Source organism: Methanomicrobium sp. (assembly GCF_055145805.1).
The window spans coordinates 1-20,967 of the sequence record NZ_JBSREC010000053.1 but is presented as its reverse complement, the minus strand read 5'-3'; the positions used below and the strand labels follow the sequence as shown (position 1 = coordinate 20,967).

Genomic DNA, 20,967 nt, shown 5'->3' with positions numbered 1-20,967 from the left:
CTATGTATTTAGGGGATATATATTTACCGGCAATTCAGATAATGAAAAATAAAAATACTTTATACCCATAGGAAATAATCTCAGAATACAAAATATGACTGAAGTTTATCCGATAGGCGTTGTAAATTCACCTTATAAGCATCATGGAGATGCCCCCAGGCAGGGGAGATACAAACAGGATGAGGAGATGGTAATCGAAATATTCGAAGAATATGAAGAAGGTCTCGGAGATTTTTCAGGAATCAGCCACCTTATCGTCCTTTTATGGTTTGACAGGGCAGACAGAAACAGACTCTCTGACACACCACCGGGGTCAAAGGAGAAGAGGGCGACATTTTGTATAAGAAGCCCAAACAGACCAAATCCTATAGGTTTTGATATCGGCAAAATTGTAAATGTCTCTGGCAGGAAAATTACAGTTTCCGGCCTTGATGCACTTGATGGCACCCCGGTTATTGATATCAAACCATATGTGCCCTCACTTGACTGTATACCTGATGCATCCGATATGAGAAAAACCAGCTAAATACCGGAGATATTTTGGAGATGATTCATTTCATACAGATATTTTATGAAAAATCCACTTTTCACCATACGATAATATTTAGTAAATAATGTCTAACAATTTGTATAGAAATATTTGCAGGTATTCCTGATGAAGAGAAATACATTTTATATATCGGCCTCGGTGATTGCAATTGCAGTTGCCTTTATATTCTGGTGGGCAGTCCTTTATGATAAATATCCTGCAATGCAGATTGTTGCAATATCTGTTATAGCCGGTGCTGCCGCGATATACCTTTTAAGACAGAAGATAGACGATGCAGTTATTGTAGATGAGATGATCTCAAAGATAAACGAGAAGTCGGCGATGAGAACTATTCAGATTTTCTGGGTGGGAATGCTGGCACTCACTATTGCCGGATTTTCGCTGGCTATGAGCATAGACAATCCAAGGGTCAGGGATATGACTATGAGGGGCTCTGTCTCGCAGTTGATCTTCCTTGCATCAATTCTTCTCATCTACGCTGCATTCCGGATATATTATTCGCGTAAATACGGAGGCTACGAGGACGATGAAGAATCGGATTAAAGTCTACCGTGCGATGAATGATCTGACGCAGGAGGCACTTGCATCCGAGGTTGGAGTCACAAGACAGACAATTCTTGCAATAGAGAAAGGAAAATATGATCCTTCTCTTGAACTCGCATTTAAAATTGCAGAACGCTTTGATGTTAAAATTGAGGATATATTCACTTACGAAGGTTAATGCCGGTTACTTTTCCATCCCTTATACATTTATCACCCCCAAATAACAATACATTGACGGACAGACATGTACTCAGTTCCCGAATTTTTTATACTTTCATTCCTGATAGGTCTTACAGGGGCACTTGCACCGGGCCCGACTCTTGTTGCAACAATAAGGGCATCAGTTGAGACAGGCTGGACGGCAGGTCCGAGAATTTCAGCAGGACATATTGCTATTGAGGCGGTTTTTGCCGTAATCATCGTGTTCGGACTCTCTGCTGTGGCATCCGGATATACAGACTTAATAGCAATTTTCGGAGGACTTGCACTTATCGGGTTTGGGGCACTCAATATTAAGGCAGGATTCTCACCTTCGCCGGCAATTAACGGCGGTAAAATTATTAAAAGTCCTTTTGCTGCAGGAGTTATTACAGCGGCAGCAAATCCTTACTTCTGGCTGTGGTGGCTTACAATAGGAAGCGGTTTTCTGCTTTTGGGAATTTCAGGCGGCATAATAATGGCGGCAGTGTTTCTTGCAGGGCACTGGTTATCTGACATACTGTGGTTTACATCAGTCTCCGCAGGTATTTCGCACGGGAAAAAAATAATGCCGCAGCGTGTATACGGTAAAGTTATTGCCGGATGCGGGATTTTTCTTGTCCTTTTCGGAGCGTACTACATTTTTTCAGTTATAAACAGATTTATCTGAGACAACCCGGCATAAATTTAAAATTCAGACGGACACAAAGATTCTTATCATTCTGCTTCATTATCAGACTCCCTTTTTTTCCGGCTTCATGCCTGCCCGTATATTTCAACCGTTTAACCACCTTGTTAAACCCTGCAATCCCTGCCATTTGATTCATATATATATACAGAAGAGAGATTATTATTCAGAGTGTTAGAGGTAAAGACAGGGCAGGATAACCAGACCAGACATCTCCTCCCTGTGACCTTTGGCATCTCAGAGAAATCTCAGTAAATCACCAAAAAAATACTAAAACTCCAAAAACCAAATTGAAAACCAAAAAGGCAACAAAAACCTCCAAAAAAATCTTAAAAAACATACACAAAAATTCATCCCTTCGGGGATGTCTTAAAATTAATTTAAACGGGCTTTTTCATAAAAACAGCTTATTATACTCCGAACATCAAAAAACACCTTAAATATCATAAATATAAAGGTGTCCAAAAAATTTTGCATTACTCCTTTTAAAAATTTTAACGGGAGATCCACGGATTCGTGGCAGAAATCATATTCGCGATGGTTATATAAATAATCAGAGTCATTTTAATAATAATGTGTGGTGAGTGCTTTTTCGCCGGTGATGGTTTTTATCACTGAGAGCCTAAGCCTTTTATCCCGCACAGTAAAAATTACGTCTTCTAAAAAACTTCTGTCCGGGATAGCGGGCAGTCTTTTGTCTGCGGTAAGCAGCTTTGCAATTTTCTTCAGCTTTAGTTATATCTTTAGCTATAATCTTTGGTTTAGGTATTAGAATTCCTGCACCAGAACAAACTCCTGATAAACTGTATTGATTTATAGGGAACTTTTTTGGTGCAGTGAATGCTTTGTAATTTTATAATTATTAAAAATCAGGGAAATAAAAAAATCAGATAAAAGGAGATAAAATATGAGAGGAAAAGAGATAAGACTTGAAAGAATTATGAAACGGGACAGCGGAACGACTGTAATTGTTCCAATGGACCACGGAGTTTCAAGCGGCCCGATACCGGGATTAATCGATCTTGAAAGGAGTGTTGATCTTGTTGCAAAAGGCGGCGCAAACGCCGTTATCGGCCATATGGGACTTGCACTTCACGGCCACAGAAAAGGAGGCCCTGATATTGGTTTAATCCTGCATCTTTCCGCAAGCACTGACCTGGGGCCTGACCCCAATAACAAGGTTATAATAAACACAGTCCAGAATGCCTTAAAGGCAGGAGCAGACGGTGTCTCAATACATGTCAACGTCGGTGCAGACAACGAAGCCGGAATGCTCACAGACCTTGGAAGGGTGGCAATCGAATGCATTGAATGGGGAATGCCTCTTCTTGCAATGATGTACCCGCGTGGAAAGAAAATAACCGGTGAGAACATGACAGAATCAATAAAAATCGCCGCCCGTGTCGGTTCCGAGCTTGGAGCAGACATAATAAAGACTGTTTACACCGGCGATCCCGATTCATTCAGGGAAGTTACAGAAGGATGCCATGTTCCTGTTGTAATTGCGGGCGGCTCAAAAACCAATGATCTCTCAACAATGCAGCTTATAGAAGGTGCAATGCAGGGCGGTGCGGCAGGAGTTTCAATTGGACGAAATGCATTCCAGCACAGATATCCTGACAAATTTGTAAGGGCGGCTGCAATGATAGTGCATGAGAGAAGAACAGCCGAAGAAGCGGTTGAGATACTAAATACTGAGGAATAAGGATGATTGGAAAAGCAATACGTCTTGAAAGGATAATGAACAGAAACACCGGAAGAACAGTAATAATCCCAATGGATCACGGATTTACGCTCGGCCAGATCGACGGTCTGGGGGATATGCCCAAAGTTATCGGCGAAATCTCCGACGGTGGTGCAAACGCAATCGTTCTGCATAAGGGAATGGTAAAGGCAGGCCACAGAAAACACGGACGCGATATAGGACTTATTGTTCACTTATCGGCCAGCACATCACTAAACCCGGACCCGAATGACAAGGTGATGGTCTGTACCGTCGAAGAGGCAATAGCACTCGGTGCCGATGCCGTCTCAATCCACATAAATCTCGGTGCACCACAGGAGTCAAAGATGATTGAGGAGGCAGGACGCGTCTCAAAAGAGTGCACAAAATGGGGAATGCCTCTTCTTATCATGATCTACCCAAGGGGAGAGGGAATTTCACCGACATCGCCGGTTGCAATCGGCCACTGTGTAAGGGTTGCAGAGGAGATTGGCGCAGATATAATCAAGACAAGCTACACCGGGGACCCTGAATCATTCAAAAAGATTACAGCGGCATGCTCCGTCCCTGTTCTTGTCGCAGGCGGTGAGAAGGCAGGCGATCTTGAGACATTAAAGACTGTAAGAGATGCAGTGTCGGCAGGATGTGCAGGTGTTGCACTCGGGCGGAATTCTTTCCAGAGAGAAGACCCCGCAAAATTCATCCATGCACTCTGCAGTGTTGTTCATGACGAAAAAGACCCGAAAGCTGCACTTTCAGACTGAGGTTTACTGATATGAAAAAAGAGTTCTGGGTAGATCTTAAAAAGTGGGACAAGGACGCTGCAACAACCGCAATCGAGAGCGGTGCGGATGCAATAATAACAGATGATGCGGAAAAGGTCAGAAAGCTCGGCCGGATAAAGACGATCGCGGAAAACGGCGACCTCATACCGGGAAAAGACATATTCGAGATTGAGATTAAGGATAAAAATTCGGAGGATATGGCTGTATCCCTATCAAAAAAAGGTTTTGTGATAGTCACAACAACCGACTGGACTGTAATCCCCTTAGAAAATCTCGTTGCACAATCCGATAAGATAATCGCCGGAGTTGCAGATGAAAAAGAGGCTGCAATGGCTCTCGGAGTTTTGGAAAAAGGCGTTTGTGGAATAGTTCTCAAAAACAATGACCCGCTCGTCATAAAAGCGGTTTCAAAGATGGTCAGGGATAATGAAGGTGAGATGGAGCTTGTCTCCTTCACTGTAAAATCAATAACACCGGCAGGGATGGGGGATCGTGTATGTGTTGATACCTGCTCAATGTTAAAGGACGGCGAAGGTATGATAATCGGAAATACATCGTCGTCATTTCTTTTAGTCCATGCAGAAACGCTTGAAAACCCGTATGTCTCACCCCGGCCTTTTCGGGTCAATGCAGGTGCCGTTCATGCATATGCAATGATGGCTGATAAAAAAACGGCTTACCTCTCGGAATTAAAATCAGGCGACTCGGTTTTGATAGCCGGTGCAGACGGAAAAACAAAGGAGGCAACAGTTGGAAGGGTCAAGATTGAACGCCGCCCCCTGCTCTTAATTGAAGCGGAGGCAGATGGTAAAACCCTCTCGCTTGTCCTTCAGAATGCAGAGACAATACGCCTTGTCGGTGAGGATAAAAAAGCCATATCTGTTGTTGACTTAAAGCCCGGCGACAGGATTCTCGGGCGTCTTGAATCCGGCGGACGCCATTTCGGACATGCAATAGAAGAGAGCATACTTGAGAAATGAATCTTATGGAAAAAGGACTTGTTGCAGGGATAATCGGCGGTAACGGAGGCATGGGACAGCTCTTCTCAGGAGTATTTGAGAGAGCGGGATTTGAGGTTTTGGTCTCGGGCAGAAGAACGCCGCTGACAAATGCAGATCTTGCATCCATGTGTGATATTGTGATAGTATCCGTTCCCATCCATGACACTGTGAGAGTAATTGATGAGATAGCACCCCTGATGAATGAAAATCAGCTTCTCTGCGACTTCACATCGATAAAAACCGGACCTGTCTCTGCGATGATGAAATCAAAAGCAAAAGTTGTAGGCCTTCACCCGATGTTCGGGCCGTCTGTTTCAGGGATATGCGGGCAGACAATTGTCGCAACACCGGGACGCTGTGATGAAAAGACACAGGAGATGCTCTATAAAATTTTCAGGGATGAAGGGGCTCTGGTATGCACCATGACACCAAAGGAGCACGACAAAATTATGGGCGTTGTTCAGGGTCTTGTGCACTTTGCAACACTTTCTGTGGCCGAGACAATAAAAAACACAGGATTGCCGCTTGAATCCTTAATTCCGGTGATGAGTCCGGTTTACAGAATTGAGATGGGGCTTATAGGAAGAATACTCGGTCAGGATGCATCACTTTATGCGGATATTCTCCAGATGAATCCTGAGGTATCAGAGGTTATAGACAGATTTTCAGACTCGGTTGCAGAACTTAAAGAGATTGTCAGATCAGGGGATTCAGAACGTTTCAAAGAGTTTTTCGATAATAATGAAAATGCATTTTCAGGTTACATCCCGCAGGCGACAGAGGATACTGACAGACTGATAGATGCGATGGTGAGGGATAAGTGACAATCGCAGCACTTGGGCCGAAAGGCACATTCTCCTGTGAGCTTGCAGAAAAAATAAGAGAGAAAGACGAAGAGATTATTCTTCTGCCGACGATAAGGGACGTATTCTCCGCTGTCTTAAAAGATAAAGTAAGAGGCATTGTTCCTGTTGAAAACAGCGATGCCGGAGGAGTAGGGGAGACTCTTGACGGCCTCCTGCTAAACGACTGCAAAATTACTGCGGAATACTATATGCCGATAAGACACTTTTTTGTGTCACGATATCCAAAAGAGGAGATAACGGTTGTATATACCCACCCGCAGTCCCATGAGCAGTGCAGCACCTTTCTGGGAGAGTTAAAAGGTGTGCCGGTAATTCACACAAGCAGCAATTCCAGAAGTGCAGAAGAAGCAAAATCAAAGGATAACTCCGCTGCAGTCACAACCATAAGTGCGGCAGGGTTATATAAACTGCCTGTCCTAAAAGAAGATATACAAAACTCAAAGAACAATACTACAAGATTCCTTGAGATTTCACAAGCAGGCACATGCCCGGAATTACCGGAGAAATGCAGCATCATAATAATTCCAAAAGATAACCGTCCCGGTCTTTTATACAGTATTCTGGAGATTTTTGCACAAAAAGAGATTAATCTTACAAGGATTGAGTCAAGACCCTCTAAGACAGGTATCGGAAGATATGTCTTTTTCATCGACTTTGAGACATCAGATAAATGGGAAGATGCAATTTTGGATTTAAAGAAAGTTACCGGATTAAAAGAACTTGGATGCTACAGAAAAAAGGAAATCTGACATATATGGATATTAATATCAGCAAAAAAAGTAATGTTTCCCTCGAATTTTCAGCCCCCCCCTCAAAGAGCTATACTCACAGGGCACTTATAGCAGCGGCACTTGCAGACGGCATATCAAGAATCAAAAATCCACTATGCTCCGATGATATCGAAGTTACAATAAATGCCCTTAAAAAACTGGGAATTTTAATTAAGGAAGATAATGGCGACATAATTGTTCACGGAACAGCAGGAGTTCTTCCTGATGTTGGAAATGTTACAATCGACTGCAAAAATTCAGGGACATCCCTTCGGCATCTTGCAACATTCGCTCTTTTTTCACCATCAAAAGTGACTCTCACAGGATCAAAAAGGATGATGCAAAGGCCCATTGAAGGTCTGACAGATGCACTCAGACAGGCCGGTGCAGAGATTGAATTTCTTGGAAAGGAAGGTTACCCGCCTTTTAAACTTTCAGGCGAACTTGAGGGCGGAAGGATAATTGTCGACGCATCAAAGAGCAGCCAGTTTTTATCATCCATTATGATATGTGCACCCTATGCAAACAGCCCTGTTGATATTATGCCAAAGGGAAGTGTGGCATCACGATCATATGTTGATATTACAACCGATGTCATGCGAAAGTTTGGCGCCGGTGTATATCTGACACCTGATAAATCATGGCATGTTTCACAGTCTGTATATCAGGCAACAGATTATACAGTTGAGGGAGACTTTTCTTCTGCGTCCTATTTCTTTGCAATAGCCCCTGTATGCAGGGGAAAGGTGAAAGTCAAAAACTTAAATCCAAATTCTGTTCAGGGGGACAGGGCGTTTTTAATCTCACTTACAGACATGGGATGCACAATAACAAAAGATGATAATTCAATAACAGTTGAATGCATCAGGGACATAAACGGAGTTGAAACCGATATGTCATCATCACCGGATATTGTGCAGACCCTCTGTGCGGTTGCGGCCTTTGCCACAACAAAGACGATAATAAGAGGAATTACTCATCTCAGGTACAAGGAAAGTGACAGGATAGAGGCTATTGAGAATATGGTTCTTTCATGCGGATGCGGATTTGACAGGAGCGACGATTCAATCTCAATAACACCGAAAGAGCTGCACGGCTTTGTTGCAGACCCGAACGATGATCACAGAACGGCAATGTCATGTGCCCTTATAGGTCTTGGGACAGGCGGCGTTACTGTAAAAGATGCCGAATGTGTCTCCAAATCCTTCCCGGGATTCTGGGATGAACTGAGGAGGGAGGGATTATTAGAAGAATAGTTCTCACCGGTTTTCGGGGTTCAGGAAAGAGCACGGTTGGAAAACTGCTTGCAAAAAAAATGGGCCTGGATTTTTTTGAGACCGACTCTGAGATAGAAAATGCTGTCGGAATGGATATTCCGGATATATTCTCAAAGTATGGCGAGCCTTACTTTAGAAAACTCGAACGGGATGTAATCAAAAATCTTCCCGGTTCCGACTGTGTCGTGTCAACCGGCGGAGGTGCTGTTTTAGACGATACAAATGCAAAAAACCTGAGAAGAGATTCTTATGTGATTTTTCTTGATATCGATTCTGAAACTTCATACGAAAGAATAACCGGTAGTACAAGACCGGCTCTTACAAATTATGCACCTGAAGATGAAGTGAAATTACTCCTCAGAGAAAGATTTCCACAGTACGCAAGAACTTCTGACATCTGCGTTGACGGGGCTGGTTCTCCTGATGATATCTGCAGGGAAATAACAAAAAAGCTCTTTAACAGCAGGGGGAGTGATGAATCGGCCACAAACCCGGTTCTTGAGGTTTTTTCAGATGTTGTTATGCCAAAAGGCAAAAAGGAAGAGCTCTTTTCGTTTGTCAGGAATAATCCTGCAGGACATATCTGTGCAATTGCAGGAAATCCCTGTAACCACAGCAAAAGCCCGTATTTGTACAATACTCTCTTTGAGAGATATGGTATATGTGCACATTACACATACCTCGGAAAAAAATCCGCAGAAGAGACAGCAGATGCATTTCGTAAGGCAAAACTTCGGGGTATAAGCGTAACTATTCCATATAAAGAGGATATTCTTCCGTTCATTGATAGAAAAGGCAGACATGTAAAGGCGCTTGGTGCCGCAAACACTGTTGTAAACTGCTGCAGATATCTTCTCGGGTGCAACACCGACTGGGTCGGGGTTTTAAGACCTCTTGAGGAGGCGGGAGTGAAGCCAGAACGGGCGGTTGTTCTCGGTGCAGGAGGCGCTGCCAGAGGTGCGGTATACGCCCTTAAACATACTGATGCTGAAATATTTATCCTTAACAGGACTGAGGAGAGGGCAGAAAAACTTGCAGCTGAAACAGGGTGCAGATACGGTACTTTGGATCTGCTCAAATCCATAAATCCGGATCTTATTATCAATGCCACATCTGTGGGAATGAATGGCACTGACACACCAGTTGCAGATACAGAAATCTTAAAACCCACAATGACAGTCTTTGATTTGGTCTATACGCCACGCGAAACCCGGCTTTTAAAAGATGCAAAGGATGTGGGATGCCGTATTATATACGGGGACGAGATGTTTATACACCAGGCGGCAGAACAGTTTTTCAGGATGTTTGGAATAAGGATTTTAGCTTCAGAGATAAGGGAGATTTTAAGATGAACACATTTGGAATCTATTTCAGGTGCACAACTTTTGGCGAAAGCCACGGTAAAGCGCTCGGTGTTGTTGTTGACGGGTGTCCGGCGGGAATTTTCTTCTCGGAAGAGGATTTAATTCCGCTTTTGATGCGAAGAAGACCTGGTTTAAGCCCTCTTTCATCACCCCGCTCCGAGGAGGATAAGCCTGTTATTCTCTCAGGTCTTTTTGAAGGGAAGACCACAGGAATGCCTGTTGCAATGGCAGTTTACAACAGTGATCAGAGAAGCGAAGACTATGACGTCTTAAAGGATGTTTTCAGGCCGGGACATGCTGATTTCACATATCATAAAAAATATGGGATACGTGATCACAGGGGCGGCGGACGAAGTTCGGGAAGAGAAACCGTTTCACGGGTTTTGGCCGGCGGTCTTGCAATGAAGTTTTTGAAACGAAAAGGAATCACAGTCTCCGGAAAAATCCTTGCAATTCACGGTGAGAGAGACCCTTCGCGTTTTGAAGAGGAAATCCTTTCTGCAAAAGAAAAAGGAGATTCTGTCGGAGGAATTGTTGAAATAAAAATTACAGGGTGTCCTGCCGGATTAGGCGACCCTGTATCAGGAAAACTTGATTCTGCTCTTGCATCAGCCATTATGTCAGTGGGGGCAGTAAAAGGCGTTGAAATAGGAGACGGATTTTCATCTGCCGGAAAATATGGATCTGAAAACAACGACTGCATGAAAAATGCCGGATTCTTATCCAACCATGCAGGCGGAATACTCGGCGGAATCTCAAACGGCGAGGATATAATAGTCAGATTCGCAGTTAAACCGACTCCTTCAATTCAGATTGAACAAAAAACCATCTCGGTATCAGGCGAAGAGACAACAATCTCCACAGGCGGAAGGCATGATCCCTGTATTGTCCCGAGGATTGTTGTTGTAGGAGAGTGTATGGCGGCGATTGTGATTGCAGACAAAATTCTGGCAGACCGCTGCTCCTCGGCAGACATATTATTATAATATATCAAAAATGAAAAACAAATAAAAATATATTCAATATTATTTATTTTTACAGATTAATCCTGCAATTTGCTGACTTTTTGAATTTTTCAAAGGTAATTATATATGCATTCATTCTATAACTGAAAGCTAATGAGCCTGACCGCTTCAATTCTGATTTCAGGAAACAAGCCGCTTTTAAAGAATTTAATAGCGGACATAAAAAAGAATATTCCTGAATTTAGCATTGACATTGATACCGCCGAATCTGGAAAAAAAGCACTGCAGGCCGCATCAGGGAAAAATTATGATGTAATAATCTCATTCTTCAGCCTTCCCGATACAGACGGCATCAGACTCTGTAATGAACTCAGGAAAAACAAAACAGAAAGCCCTTTTATCCTTATTTTTGACAGCGGCAATGAAAAGGATATTTTAAAGGCCTTAAGTGATGGTGATGAATTTAATGTTCAGGAGGAAAAACCACAGGAAATTCTCTCTTCAGAACTTGCAGAAAAAATAAGCAAAATTATCGATTCAGGTAATAAAGATAAATTGCTCTGCAAACCGGAACCAAGGGCAGTTGCCTACTTTAACAAATCCCCTGAAGGAATCTTTGTTGCAGACGGCACAGGGCATTTCACGGACGTAAACCCGGCTGCATGCAAAATGACAGGATATCTGAAAAAAGAGCTCCTTAAATTGTCAATAAAGGACATTCATGATGAATCTTCCCTTAAAAGCGGAATGGAGGCATTCAGAAAAGTCAGCCGGACAGGACATGCAACCGGGGAGTTTCTATCCAGACGGAAAGATGGCAGCAAATTTCTTTTGTCAGTTGATGTGGTAAAATCAGGATCTGATGAATATGTGGGGTTCTGCAGGGATATAACTGAAACAAAGAGAACACTTGATGCCCTAAAAGAGAGCGAAGAGATATACAGGAGTCTTTTTGAAGGTGTTCCTGACTACATTCTGGTGCAAAGTGAAGGGAAGATACTCTTAGTCAATCCGGCTGTCTTAAAAAAATTTGATATTGATAAAACACCTCTTATCGGCTCGGATCTGATGAATTTTGTGGCTTTAGAGTCACAAAAAACTGTTATTTCAATGATGAAGAAGAGGGAAACCGGGGAGATTATTCCTCCATATGAGGTTATAGTCAAAACAAAACTTGGACCCAGAATAACAGAAGTTCAGGGTTCTATGATAAAGTACGGGGGGAAAAACGCATCATTATTAGTTCTGACAGATATAACCGACAAAAAAGAGGCTGAACAAAAACTTCAGAAAAGCAGGGAGCAATACAAAAATCTTGTCGAAAATATCAACGAAATTGTTTACAGCATCGATACAGAGGGCAATATCACCTATATCAGCCCGTCAATTGAAACCTTAATCGGAGTAAAACCTGAGAAAATTACCAACAGACCTTTCCACAAATTCATTTACTCTGATGACTTAAAAGCGGTGGAAAAGCATTTTCAAAATCTTTTGAAAGGAATTTCAGAACCTCTGACTTTCCGTGCCATTGATCCAAAGGGAGTAATACACTATATTCGCGCCTCCAGTCACGCCATAAAAGAAAATAATATTATTACCGGTTTCACAGGCACACTGATTGATTTTACAACTGAAACTCTCGCAAAAAGAGAGCTTTTAGAGAGTGAACAGAGGTTTAGAAGTCTTTTTGAGAATTCTCCCTTTGCTTACCAGTCTCTTGACAGTGAAGGAAAATTTCTTGATATAAATGATGAATGGACCAAAATTACAGGATATTCGAAAGATGAGGTGATCGGAACTTTTTTCGGCGATTACTGGCCGGATGAGTGCTACCAGCATTGCAGAGATGAGCTTTTTGCCTTTATGGATAAAGGAAATATTAATTCAGAAATTTACCTAAAAGCAAAAGACGGAAAGGTTAAAACCATGCTTCTCTCCGGAAGGGTCCAGCGGGACAAAGAGGGAAAGATTGTCAGAACACACTGTATCCTGACTGATATCACAGAGAGAAAACATGCAGAAGAATATTCACGCCTGCTTTCAAGAATGTCTGATGATGCACCGGCATCAATAATTGTGCATGATTTCAACGGGAAGATTATCTATGCCAATGAAGAGGCCCTGCGGCTTCACGGATTTACGCGGAGTGAGTTTATGGCATTGAATCTCTATGACTTAAATGCCCTTGAGAGTGAAAAACAGCTTAATGAAAGAATTAAAACAATAGATAAAACTGGCGAGCTTGATTATGACGCCGAACATTTCAGAAAGGACGGCTCAAAAATTCCACTGCACGTCAATGTGAAAATTGTGGAATGGGAGAACAGAAAAGTCCTCTTAAACATCGCAACCGATCTTACCGAGAGAGAAAAAACGGAATCACTACTAAAAGAACAAAATCTCTTTCTCCAACAGTTAATCGACACAATCCCAAGTCCAATATTTTACAAGGACAACAACGGGATATATCTCGGATGTAATACCGCATTTGAAGAATACCTCGGTTTTTCAAGAGATGAGGTGATCGGAAAATCCGTATACGATCTCTCTCCAAAGGAGCTTGCCGATGTTTACATGGCACATGATCAGGCACTTTTTGATAATCCCGGAGTAGATACTTATGAAACCGAAGTGAAATACGCAGACGGGTCGTTTCATGATGTTATTTTTTACAAGGCTACATATAAAGACATAAACGGAGCCTTAGCCGGACTTGTGGGAGTCATCCTTGATATTTCAGACAGAAAAGAGATGGAAGATGCCTTAAAAAAGAGTGAGGAGAAGTTCAAAAGCTATGTTGAGTCTGCCAGGGAAGGCATATTTATTGTAGGCCCTTTTGGAAATATTCTGGACGTTAATCCGGGAGCCTGTGAACTTCTGGGTTATACGAGAGACGAACTTCTAAAATCAAATGTTTCAACCCTGGTTCCAGCTGAAGACATCGAATATGTGATGAGCCGGTTTAAAGAGACCGAAAAAGCAGGACATTTCAGCGGGGAGTTTCGGACTAAGAGAAAAGACGGAGGAATTGTCCCTGTAATAATCAGTGCGGTTTTAATGCCGGACGGCAATATTCTGGCGATTCATACAAACATATCCGAACTCAAACGTGCGGAAGAGGGGATAAAAGAGGCAAACAAAAAACTAAACCTCTTAAGCAGCATCACAAGACACGATATTCTAAACCAGCTGACTGTAATAATCGCTTTTCTTGAACTTATAGAGATGGACATAAAAATTCCTGCCGAATCAAAGATGAAAGAGTATCTCAAAAAAATATCAGGTGCGTCACAGACTATTGAAAAACAGATCCTCTTCACCAAGGATTACAGTGATATGGGGGAGCAGGCACCAAAATGGCAGAATGTCAGTGAAATCGTGGATGAAACCTCCAAAGTTTCTGCCTTTGAAGGTATAAAGGTCGAAAACAATCTGGATGATCTTGAGATATATGCAGATCCGCTTTTTGAAAAAGTCATTTACAATCTCTTTGACAATGCAGTCAGGCACGGCGAGAAGATTACAAAGATCAAATTTGACCTTGTAAAATCAAAGCATTCTGAAACGATAATATGTGAGGATGACGGTATGGGTATTCCGGAAGAGTTCAAGGAGAAGATTTTTGTAAGGCAGCACTACAAAAACACCGGACTTGGTCTTTTCCTCTCAGGAGAGATACTTTCAATTACGGGACTGACAATCAAAGAGACTGGAATTTACGGAAAAGGAGCGAGGTTTGAGATAAATGTGCCTGAAGGGATGTTCCGGTAAAAATCAGGAAACTTTTCTGAATTTCAAAGGCAATCAATCACAGACTGACCTGCACTTTCCATATACGGATGAATATTGGGATATTATCTCCTTCAGGTTTTCATGATTTCCTTTATTTTTGGCAAGCAAAAAGAATATTATCTCATTATCTGATATCCACAAGGGTTTTGCACCTGTATTTTTATTTAATTCCTCTACCCTCCGGCCCCTATACACATCATGTTTTACCCGCGGGAAATGCTGATAGATCATAAGGACTGAATCATCGCTCATTCTTTCATAAAGCTGCATAACTTCAGAATACAGAATGTGTTTCTTTGATGATTTTTTTACCTCAAGGCCGTTATCCGGATCTACAAAAATGAGTGCCGAGTCTAACATATGCTCAGGAATATCAGCGAAATATTCCCTCCTGTCTTTATTTGTGAAAAAAACATCAGGATCAGGTATCTCTGTTTTTTTAACTTTACCAGAGAAAAAATTCTGAATCTCTCTAAAATTTCTTTTTTCCGGTTCAATTTTCTCAAATTTTTGTAGATACTCTATTAATTCATGATTTTTGGTTCCCGGACGATGACCTTTTTTAATTATTTCTTCAGTTATCCTGTTATTCCCGTCTGTTTTTTTGTCGTACTCTGTGAGCATTGGAATAAAAGAAAACTGTCTGATTTCCGGAGATTTCCTCATAATCTCATGAATGAGATCATATTTGAATAAATCCCTCACATCACCAAAATACTGATTTTTAATAAATTCATACCCCCTGTTAAATGCCAAAGAGTTAGTGGTGGATAATTGGAGATAACATTAATCCAAATTTGTATACGATGACAAATACTAATTCTATAATAATAAACTGAAATTTCAATTAATTCTACCACAGAAATCTAATATTGTTATTCTGCCTTGATTTTTGAGAACCTCACCAATAAAAACGTATATAAGCAATTATATAAATTATGTAAATATGAAAAGAACGGATCATCTCTTAGTTGCGATTTCATCCGTACTACTTATTTTCTTCAATACTATATCTCTCAATTCTGAATTTTTAATCTTAATGGCAGGCGTCTGTCTTGGATCAACATTACCTGACATCAGTGGAAACATAATAAAAAATTATCATAGAAATCCCATTTTACTCTGGTTAGGATATTACAACAAAATAATTATTTATCCTATCATGAATTTTTTATTCAGAACAAAAAAGATCTATCTGCGTCAAACAAGCAATATTTTTGTAATTATTATAATCTCCATTATTTCCAGTTTATTTCTTTATTTAACAGTTAGAATTTTCCAGATAAATATTGAAATATCACAGTTTGCTGTTGGAATATTAATAGGCGGATTCTTTAATATCCTGCTGCATTCATCTTCAAAAGTTGGAGTCCGGCCACTATACCCATTAATAAAAATAAAAATTAAAGGCAATATTAGTAAAGATAAAACAGGAAATAAAAGAATAAAATCTTTAATCATAACATTATTAGGATTATTTATTCTTGAATTCATTTTTCTGGACTATTTGAATATTCCAAGAAGTGTGATTACAAAATTAAATATTATTTTTATATCACTTATCTGGATTGGATTTTTGTTTTCAGCGAATGTCTTTTCTCTTAATTCTTTTACAAATAAAACTTTTAACTCATTTACAAATAAAAAAAATTATCAAAGACCATCTTATCATAACAGCATTGAAAAATATAACTTTGAAAAAATAAACTCAGAACGAAATAAAAATGGATTAAATCCATTAAAATTTGAAAATAAATATTCTAACCTTTCTTACACTCATAGTTCAATAATGGCAAAAAATGGACGTATTTTTCACGGGAACAATGTTCATAAAATAAATGCAGGTTATTCAGGAGAAAATGTAGCAATGATGCCAAAAGGTCGGGTGAAAGGATTTCATCGCCCTATTAAAACAAATAGGGAAATTGCTAACGCATTTCACCGGACATGGATGAACAGCACAGGTCATCGTGAAAATATTCTAAATTCACAGTTCAATTACGTAGGAATTGGTGTATATAAAAAGGGGAATAATTACTTTGCAACTCAGCTGTTTAGCAATTAAATATACATTTTCTCGGGCAAAAAATATTAAATTTTTAATCTGTTTTTTTATATTCACAATTTTTCTTACGATAAACAACATGCTCCATTATAAGAACAGTTAAAACACCCATTACAAATCCGTTTGGAACAACAGGCTGTAAAAACTGTGGAAATGAGAGTGCAACATCCTGTGGGATTGCGGATGCGATTGCTCCGATTATAACTGACAGACCCACAATAATTCCGGATTCAAAATCGTATTCGCCACTTTTCATACTCCCAAAGAAGACATGCATTGATGCCGAAAACTGGGCCGCAAGAACATATATCAAAAGACAGCCGATAACAGCAGAGGGAATTCCCGCAATTAAGGACGCTATAGGTGAAAATAATCCGATAATTACAAGAATTAATGCCGCAGGAATCAGAGTGAAGCGTGATGCACAGCGGCTGTCAAGAATTATCCCTGCACTTGTGGAATAATTGACACCTCCGATAACGCCTGACAAACCTGATATTATATTTACAATTCCGGTTGCTAAAACGCCTCTTTTAAATCTCCCTTTCATTGACGGTGGATTTACAATCTCTGCAACACCCTGAATTGAACCGATATCGTTTATCAAAAGTGCAAAGTAGCAGATTATAAAGGATAACATAACGCCCGGCTCTATCACAAATGAGCCGGTAAAACCTGTCAGAATACCGGTATCCGGAATGGATGATACAATTGTAAACGGATGTGAAAATAACAGCATATATGCAGCCGTTCCAAAAACTATTACCCATAACAGAAGAGTTGTCTTAAAAAAACCGCTGAGGAATTTGTTTGCCGCAAATATGAGAATCATAAGAATAAACGCAAACAATACCGAACCAAAAGCACCCGCACCGTCGCTTGCCGATGTTAAAAGGCCGACAATTGTCGGAATCATTGTAAAGACGATCAGCATCAGAACAACTGCAACAACCCTTTTTGTAAAAAGTTTTGCGAGATGTTTTAAAAGTCCGGTTGAGCCCGCAATTACACCTAAAATTCCGCCGGCAATCACCGCACTGTAAACCGCATCAGTTGAAAACGACTGCGAGGATATGATTCCGATTAGAAGAACGGTTGCAGGACCGAATATTATCGGAAGCTTATGGCCCGCAAGGACCTGAATTATAACGGCAAATGCTGTTATTATCAGAAGTTTCTGTATATAGTAAACCTGCTCTGACGGGTCAGAGTAGTGCATCGCAGATACAACTGTTCCGATGATCATAACATATGATAACAAAACCGCTGCCCACTGAATTCCCGATGATAGCAGATAGCCGCGGGGCGGAACATCATCAGTATCGTAAATAAAATCCATTTGAAGAACTGTCTCTAAATTTGATGCAGAATATGATAAAACCCGCGTTATCACATACAAACATCAGAGCTTATAAAAAAATCAGGCATTTAACCATTTCAAAAAATAGAGTTAAAAAGTGAACCCGAAAAGGGATCACCGGTATTTTTAGTATTATTCAGTTACTTCTGCAACATCCGGAGCTACGAGTCCTTTTGTTGTGATTCCTGTCACAACCAAAATGATACCCCATACCATGCTGAATATTGCAAAGACCTGCATTACGACAACAGGTGCCATGAGCGGATACATCATTACATAGAATCCCAAAATTACAGCAATAATACCTGCTATCAGGAGAAGAATTTTGTATCCTGTGCCTGCATTTCCGGAAAAGGCCATGAAGATGTTTGTAAATCCGGTCATAAACGCCCATATTGCAATTAAGTATGTAACTAAAAGCCATGCCGAGGCAAGACTTGATACTACTAAAAATCCGATTAAGACTCCGAGTATTCCAAGAATAATCAAAGCAGCCGACGCACCCGCACCTTCATGACTCTTTACACCCTGAATTATGGTTATAATGCTGTAAATGATTACCATAATTCCTATGAAATAGCCGAAGAAGAGGATGAAAAACGGTGTCCATATAAACCCGATTGTGCCGATTACAATCGCCAGTAGTCCTAAAAGGACAAATGTCCACCATGCAGGTGTGAAGTTCATCGGACTTCCAAAAAATGAACTCTCTACTATATCTTCACTCATAATAATCTCCAAATCCGGAAAATTACCGGTTATCTGATGATATTATCTATTATCTTAAAAAGACTTTCGTATATTAATCAATATGATAAAGCCGGCGAGATTCCCAAATTATACTATACTTCCCCTTCAAATCCGCTTTTGACAATGAAATATTCATATATCCTGATTTTTCGTCTTTCATCAGGGTCAGAGAGATCGTAGACATCAGGGACATATTCTGCAGGGATATATTCCCCGTTGTCATAAACAAGTTTTGTGCCGTCGTCTGCAGTCAGATTTTCTGGATACAAAAAATATACTTCAACAGAGAAGGATTCACTGTTTTCCACAGGGAATAAGGGTGCATAAATTCTTATCTCCTGCGAGGAGTTTTCATAAAAATTCTCGACAGTTACACTCTCACGCCATAAGTCAGGATCATAGCGGCTGTATTCTCCATAGGCACCGTCTTCATTCTTTTTGATAGTGACATCAAAGACTACATCAAATGTAACATTTACGACAGAATGTCCGACATTATTGTAGATAACAGAATCAAAAAATATTTTATTGCCCTTTATTTCCACATCAGGAGTATAATCGGATTTATCATTTTCCAGATGAAAAAGAGAATTTTTGTCAGTAAACTTATAGCCTGAGTTCACATCGGATTCATATTTCCCAGGCAGTATCCACCTGCCGTCATCATAAACAATTTCAGGCCTGTTGTAATAATCAAAGCCGGGAATATTGGCCGGTGAAAAGGAATAAAATGTATTCATATGGTGAACCTGTATCACCGGTCCGCAATAATCAGAGCATCCTTCAGGTAGTGTTGAAAAAAGGTACACCGAACCTCCTGCAAAGATAACAACAAGGATTAAAAGAACGGATGTCAGAGAAATCTTCTTCATAAATCACTCATCCTCTTCATCTGTTATATATGTGAAAAGATAACCACCGTCAGATGTCTGTATTATATTAATACTTGTAAATTTACCTGCCAGAACATTTATAGTGTCACTGCATACGTCATCAAATCCGCATATTTTCATAACGACCTCTGATTCATCCGAAAATACCTTTTCCTGAACTGTAAATAACACATAACCTTCGCCCGGATTTACAAAAATTTCGGTATCATAACCGGAATCTTCCGGCATTATATCATAATGTAAACCGGAATTCATATCATAAATGCGGAAATACTGCTTAAAGCCTGAAGGTCCTTTCTCAGGAGGAATTGCATCCTGTATCAGAATTGTATCTCCGGTATCACTACTGAAAGTAGATATATAAGAAGAATGAAAACTTCCAAGAATCTCCTCTTTTACAATATTTAGATTATTATCAAGCCAGACTGCTTTTAATTCCCCGGAGTTATCATCTTTTATACAAATAATATATCCACCGTTAAAAGCTGCAGTTGCACCATTCACCGTCATCCTGTAGGGTCGCTCATTATATCCTTTTTCTGCAAATGATTTAATTCCGGAGATATTCCCGCTTGTATCCATAAAGGCGCAATATTCACCCCAGTTAAGGAATGTGTCTTTTCCATCCGCATAAACCATCTCAACCAGATTCCCGCTTTTCTTAAGATCTTCGGGAATAGAATAATGCCCCAATATGCTTCCATCATAAGCAAGGTTAAAGATATTTTTATTGTAATCCGAGAGCAAAAATCCAGTGCAGGGAATTTCAATTGCAAAATCCACAGGTACATCACTTCTAAGAAACGAAACAGGATCTGAAACTATTCCATTTTCGTCTATATAGGTAATGGTGTCTATACCGCCACGTGTTGACAGTTCATGCCCAAAAACAGCCATACTTTTGTTTTTCATCTCAACAACAAGGCCAGGTTGGGAATAGGTTGTCTCTTTAAGGCCGGCCGTCCATAGAATGTCCCCATAGGAGTCAGTTTTTGTTACAATCTGAAAGTTAGAGTCATATTCCCCATAAACAATAATTTCAGGTTCATAAAGATGTGCTGCGGCAAGGCTGAAAAACAGCGGTATGAATATAATCAAAAGAGCTGTGAGAGCCGAGTTTATAACTTTTTTTTGGAATATTTCACTAAAGTCTTCCCGTTTTAAAATTCCCTTTTTCAAAAGTGAACCGGCATAATAAGAACCTGCAAATCCTGCGATAATTCCGGATATAACAAACGGGAAGAAATTGTTAAACACCAGTGTCAATGAATAAATCCACCCGGAATTGTTATATCCGGAATTATCGCAGGATTTGCAGGTTCTTATTATGCCGGTTCACTTTTGAAAAAGGGAATTTTAAAACGGGAAGACTTT

General features: G+C 40.4%; 19 protein-coding genes. 14 read left to right on the top strand and 5 right to left on the bottom strand.

Annotation, left to right across the window (positions count from 1 at the left end):
- Nucleotides 1-94: 94 nt before the first annotated feature.
- The 13 genes from tsaA (at nucleotide 95) to ACTB1O_RS04285 (ending at nucleotide 14,504) form a co-directional block, all read left to right on the top strand.
- Nucleotides 95-526: a tRNA (N6-threonylcarbamoyladenosine(37)-N6)-methyltransferase TrmO gene (tsaA, locus tag ACTB1O_RS04345; protein WP_462993916.1), complete on the top strand. Its 432-nt coding sequence runs from the start codon at nucleotides 95-97 to the stop codon at nucleotides 524-526.
- A gap of 129 nt (nucleotides 527-655) precedes the next feature.
- On the top strand, nucleotides 656-1,093 hold the full coding sequence (locus ACTB1O_RS04340; protein WP_462993915.1) for a DUF2178 domain-containing protein: 438 nt from the start codon (nucleotides 656-658) through the stop codon (nucleotides 1,091-1,093).
- The gene (locus ACTB1O_RS04335) at nucleotides 1,077-1,271 is read left to right on the top strand and encodes a helix-turn-helix transcriptional regulator (RefSeq protein WP_462993914.1); all 195 of its coding nucleotides are present in this window, start codon (nucleotides 1,077-1,079) and stop codon (nucleotides 1,269-1,271) included. Before ACTB1O_RS04340 ends, ACTB1O_RS04335 begins: the two co-directional genes overlap by 17 nt.
- A 66-nt stretch (nucleotides 1,272-1,337) precedes the next feature.
- Nucleotides 1,338-1,961: a LysE family transporter gene (locus ACTB1O_RS04330; RefSeq protein WP_462993913.1), complete on the top strand. Its 624-nt coding sequence runs from the start codon at nucleotides 1,338-1,340 to the stop codon at nucleotides 1,959-1,961.
- A 925-nt stretch (nucleotides 1,962-2,886) separates the two neighbouring features.
- Nucleotides 2,887-3,684 carry a 2-amino-3,7-dideoxy-D-threo-hept-6-ulosonate synthase gene (locus ACTB1O_RS04325; RefSeq protein ID WP_462993912.1) on the top strand — a complete coding sequence of 266 codons (798 nt, stop codon included), beginning with the start codon at nucleotides 2,887-2,889 and terminating at the stop codon, nucleotides 3,682-3,684.
- Between the two features lie 2 nt (nucleotides 3,685-3,686).
- Entirely contained in the window at nucleotides 3,687-4,466 is a 780-nt protein-coding gene (locus ACTB1O_RS04320; protein ID WP_462993911.1) for a 2-amino-3,7-dideoxy-D-threo-hept-6-ulosonate synthase, read from the top strand.
- Between the two features lie 11 nt (nucleotides 4,467-4,477).
- On the top strand, nucleotides 4,478-5,467 hold the full coding sequence (locus ACTB1O_RS04315) for a 3-dehydroquinate synthase II (RefSeq protein WP_462993910.1): 990 nt from the start codon (nucleotides 4,478-4,480) through the stop codon (nucleotides 5,465-5,467).
- A complete protein-coding gene (locus tag ACTB1O_RS04310; protein ID WP_462993909.1) occupies nucleotides 5,464-6,312 on the top strand; it encodes a prephenate dehydrogenase/arogenate dehydrogenase family protein in 849 nt (282 codons plus the stop codon). Before ACTB1O_RS04315 ends, ACTB1O_RS04310 begins: the two co-directional genes overlap by 4 nt.
- Complete coding sequence (locus ACTB1O_RS04305) at nucleotides 6,309-7,103, top strand: prephenate dehydratase (protein WP_462993908.1); 795 nt, start codon at nucleotides 6,309-6,311, stop codon at nucleotides 7,101-7,103. The genes ACTB1O_RS04310 and ACTB1O_RS04305 overlap by 4 nt, the downstream gene beginning before the upstream one ends.
- Before the next feature lie 5 nt (nucleotides 7,104-7,108).
- Entirely contained in the window at nucleotides 7,109-8,380 is a 1,272-nt protein-coding gene (gene aroA / locus ACTB1O_RS04300; protein ID WP_462993907.1) for a 3-phosphoshikimate 1-carboxyvinyltransferase, read from the top strand.
- On the top strand, nucleotides 8,365-9,753 hold the full coding sequence (gene aroE / locus ACTB1O_RS04295) for a shikimate dehydrogenase (protein ID WP_462993924.1): 1,389 nt from the start codon (nucleotides 8,365-8,367) through the stop codon (nucleotides 9,751-9,753). The genes aroA and aroE overlap by 16 nt, the downstream gene beginning before the upstream one ends.
- Nucleotides 9,750-10,751, top strand: coding sequence for a chorismate synthase (locus ACTB1O_RS04290; RefSeq protein ID WP_462993906.1), 1,002 nt, complete (start codon nucleotides 9,750-9,752; stop codon nucleotides 10,749-10,751). Before aroE ends, ACTB1O_RS04290 begins: the two co-directional genes overlap by 4 nt.
- 132 nt (nucleotides 10,752-10,883) lie before the next feature.
- A complete protein-coding gene (locus ACTB1O_RS04285; protein WP_462993905.1) occupies nucleotides 10,884-14,504 on the top strand; it encodes a PAS domain S-box protein in 3,621 nt (1,206 codons plus the stop codon).
- Nucleotides 14,505-14,537: 33 nt separating this feature from the next.
- Here ACTB1O_RS04285 and ACTB1O_RS04280 read toward each other — a convergent pair whose 3' ends face one another.
- On the bottom strand, nucleotides 14,538-15,191 hold the full coding sequence (locus ACTB1O_RS04280; protein ID WP_462993904.1) for a hypothetical protein: 654 nt from the start codon (nucleotides 15,189-15,191) through the stop codon (nucleotides 14,538-14,540).
- A 280-nt stretch (nucleotides 15,192-15,471) separates the two neighbouring features.
- On the opposite strand from ACTB1O_RS04280, the gene ACTB1O_RS04275 reads away from it, so the two are divergent.
- Nucleotides 15,472-16,590, top strand: coding sequence for a CAP domain-containing protein (locus ACTB1O_RS04275; protein ID WP_462993903.1), 1,119 nt, complete (start codon nucleotides 15,472-15,474; stop codon nucleotides 16,588-16,590).
- A gap of 34 nt (nucleotides 16,591-16,624) precedes the next feature.
- Here the strand turns inward: ACTB1O_RS04275 and ACTB1O_RS04270 are convergent, their stop codons facing one another.
- The 4 genes from ACTB1O_RS04270 to ACTB1O_RS04255 all read right to left on the bottom strand — a co-directional run bounded on the left by ACTB1O_RS04270 (nucleotide 16,625) and on the right by ACTB1O_RS04255 (nucleotide 20,859).
- Nucleotides 16,625-17,929, bottom strand: a complete 1,305-nt coding sequence (locus ACTB1O_RS04270; protein ID WP_462993902.1) for a uracil-xanthine permease family protein — start codon at nucleotides 17,927-17,929, stop codon at nucleotides 16,625-16,627.
- A 153-nt stretch (nucleotides 17,930-18,082) separates the two neighbouring features.
- Nucleotides 18,083-18,679, bottom strand: coding sequence for an HdeD family acid-resistance protein (locus ACTB1O_RS04265; protein ID WP_462993901.1), 597 nt, complete (start codon nucleotides 18,677-18,679; stop codon nucleotides 18,083-18,085).
- Between the two features lie 113 nt (nucleotides 18,680-18,792).
- Entirely contained in the window at nucleotides 18,793-19,572 is a 780-nt protein-coding gene (locus ACTB1O_RS04260) for a hypothetical protein (protein WP_462993900.1), read from the bottom strand.
- 3 nt (nucleotides 19,573-19,575) lie between these two features.
- Nucleotides 19,576-20,859 (bottom strand): hypothetical protein, encoded by a 1,284-nt coding sequence (locus ACTB1O_RS04255; protein ID WP_462993899.1) that lies wholly within the window; start codon nucleotides 20,857-20,859, stop codon nucleotides 19,576-19,578.
- Between the last annotated feature and the right edge of the window lie 108 nt (nucleotides 20,860-20,967).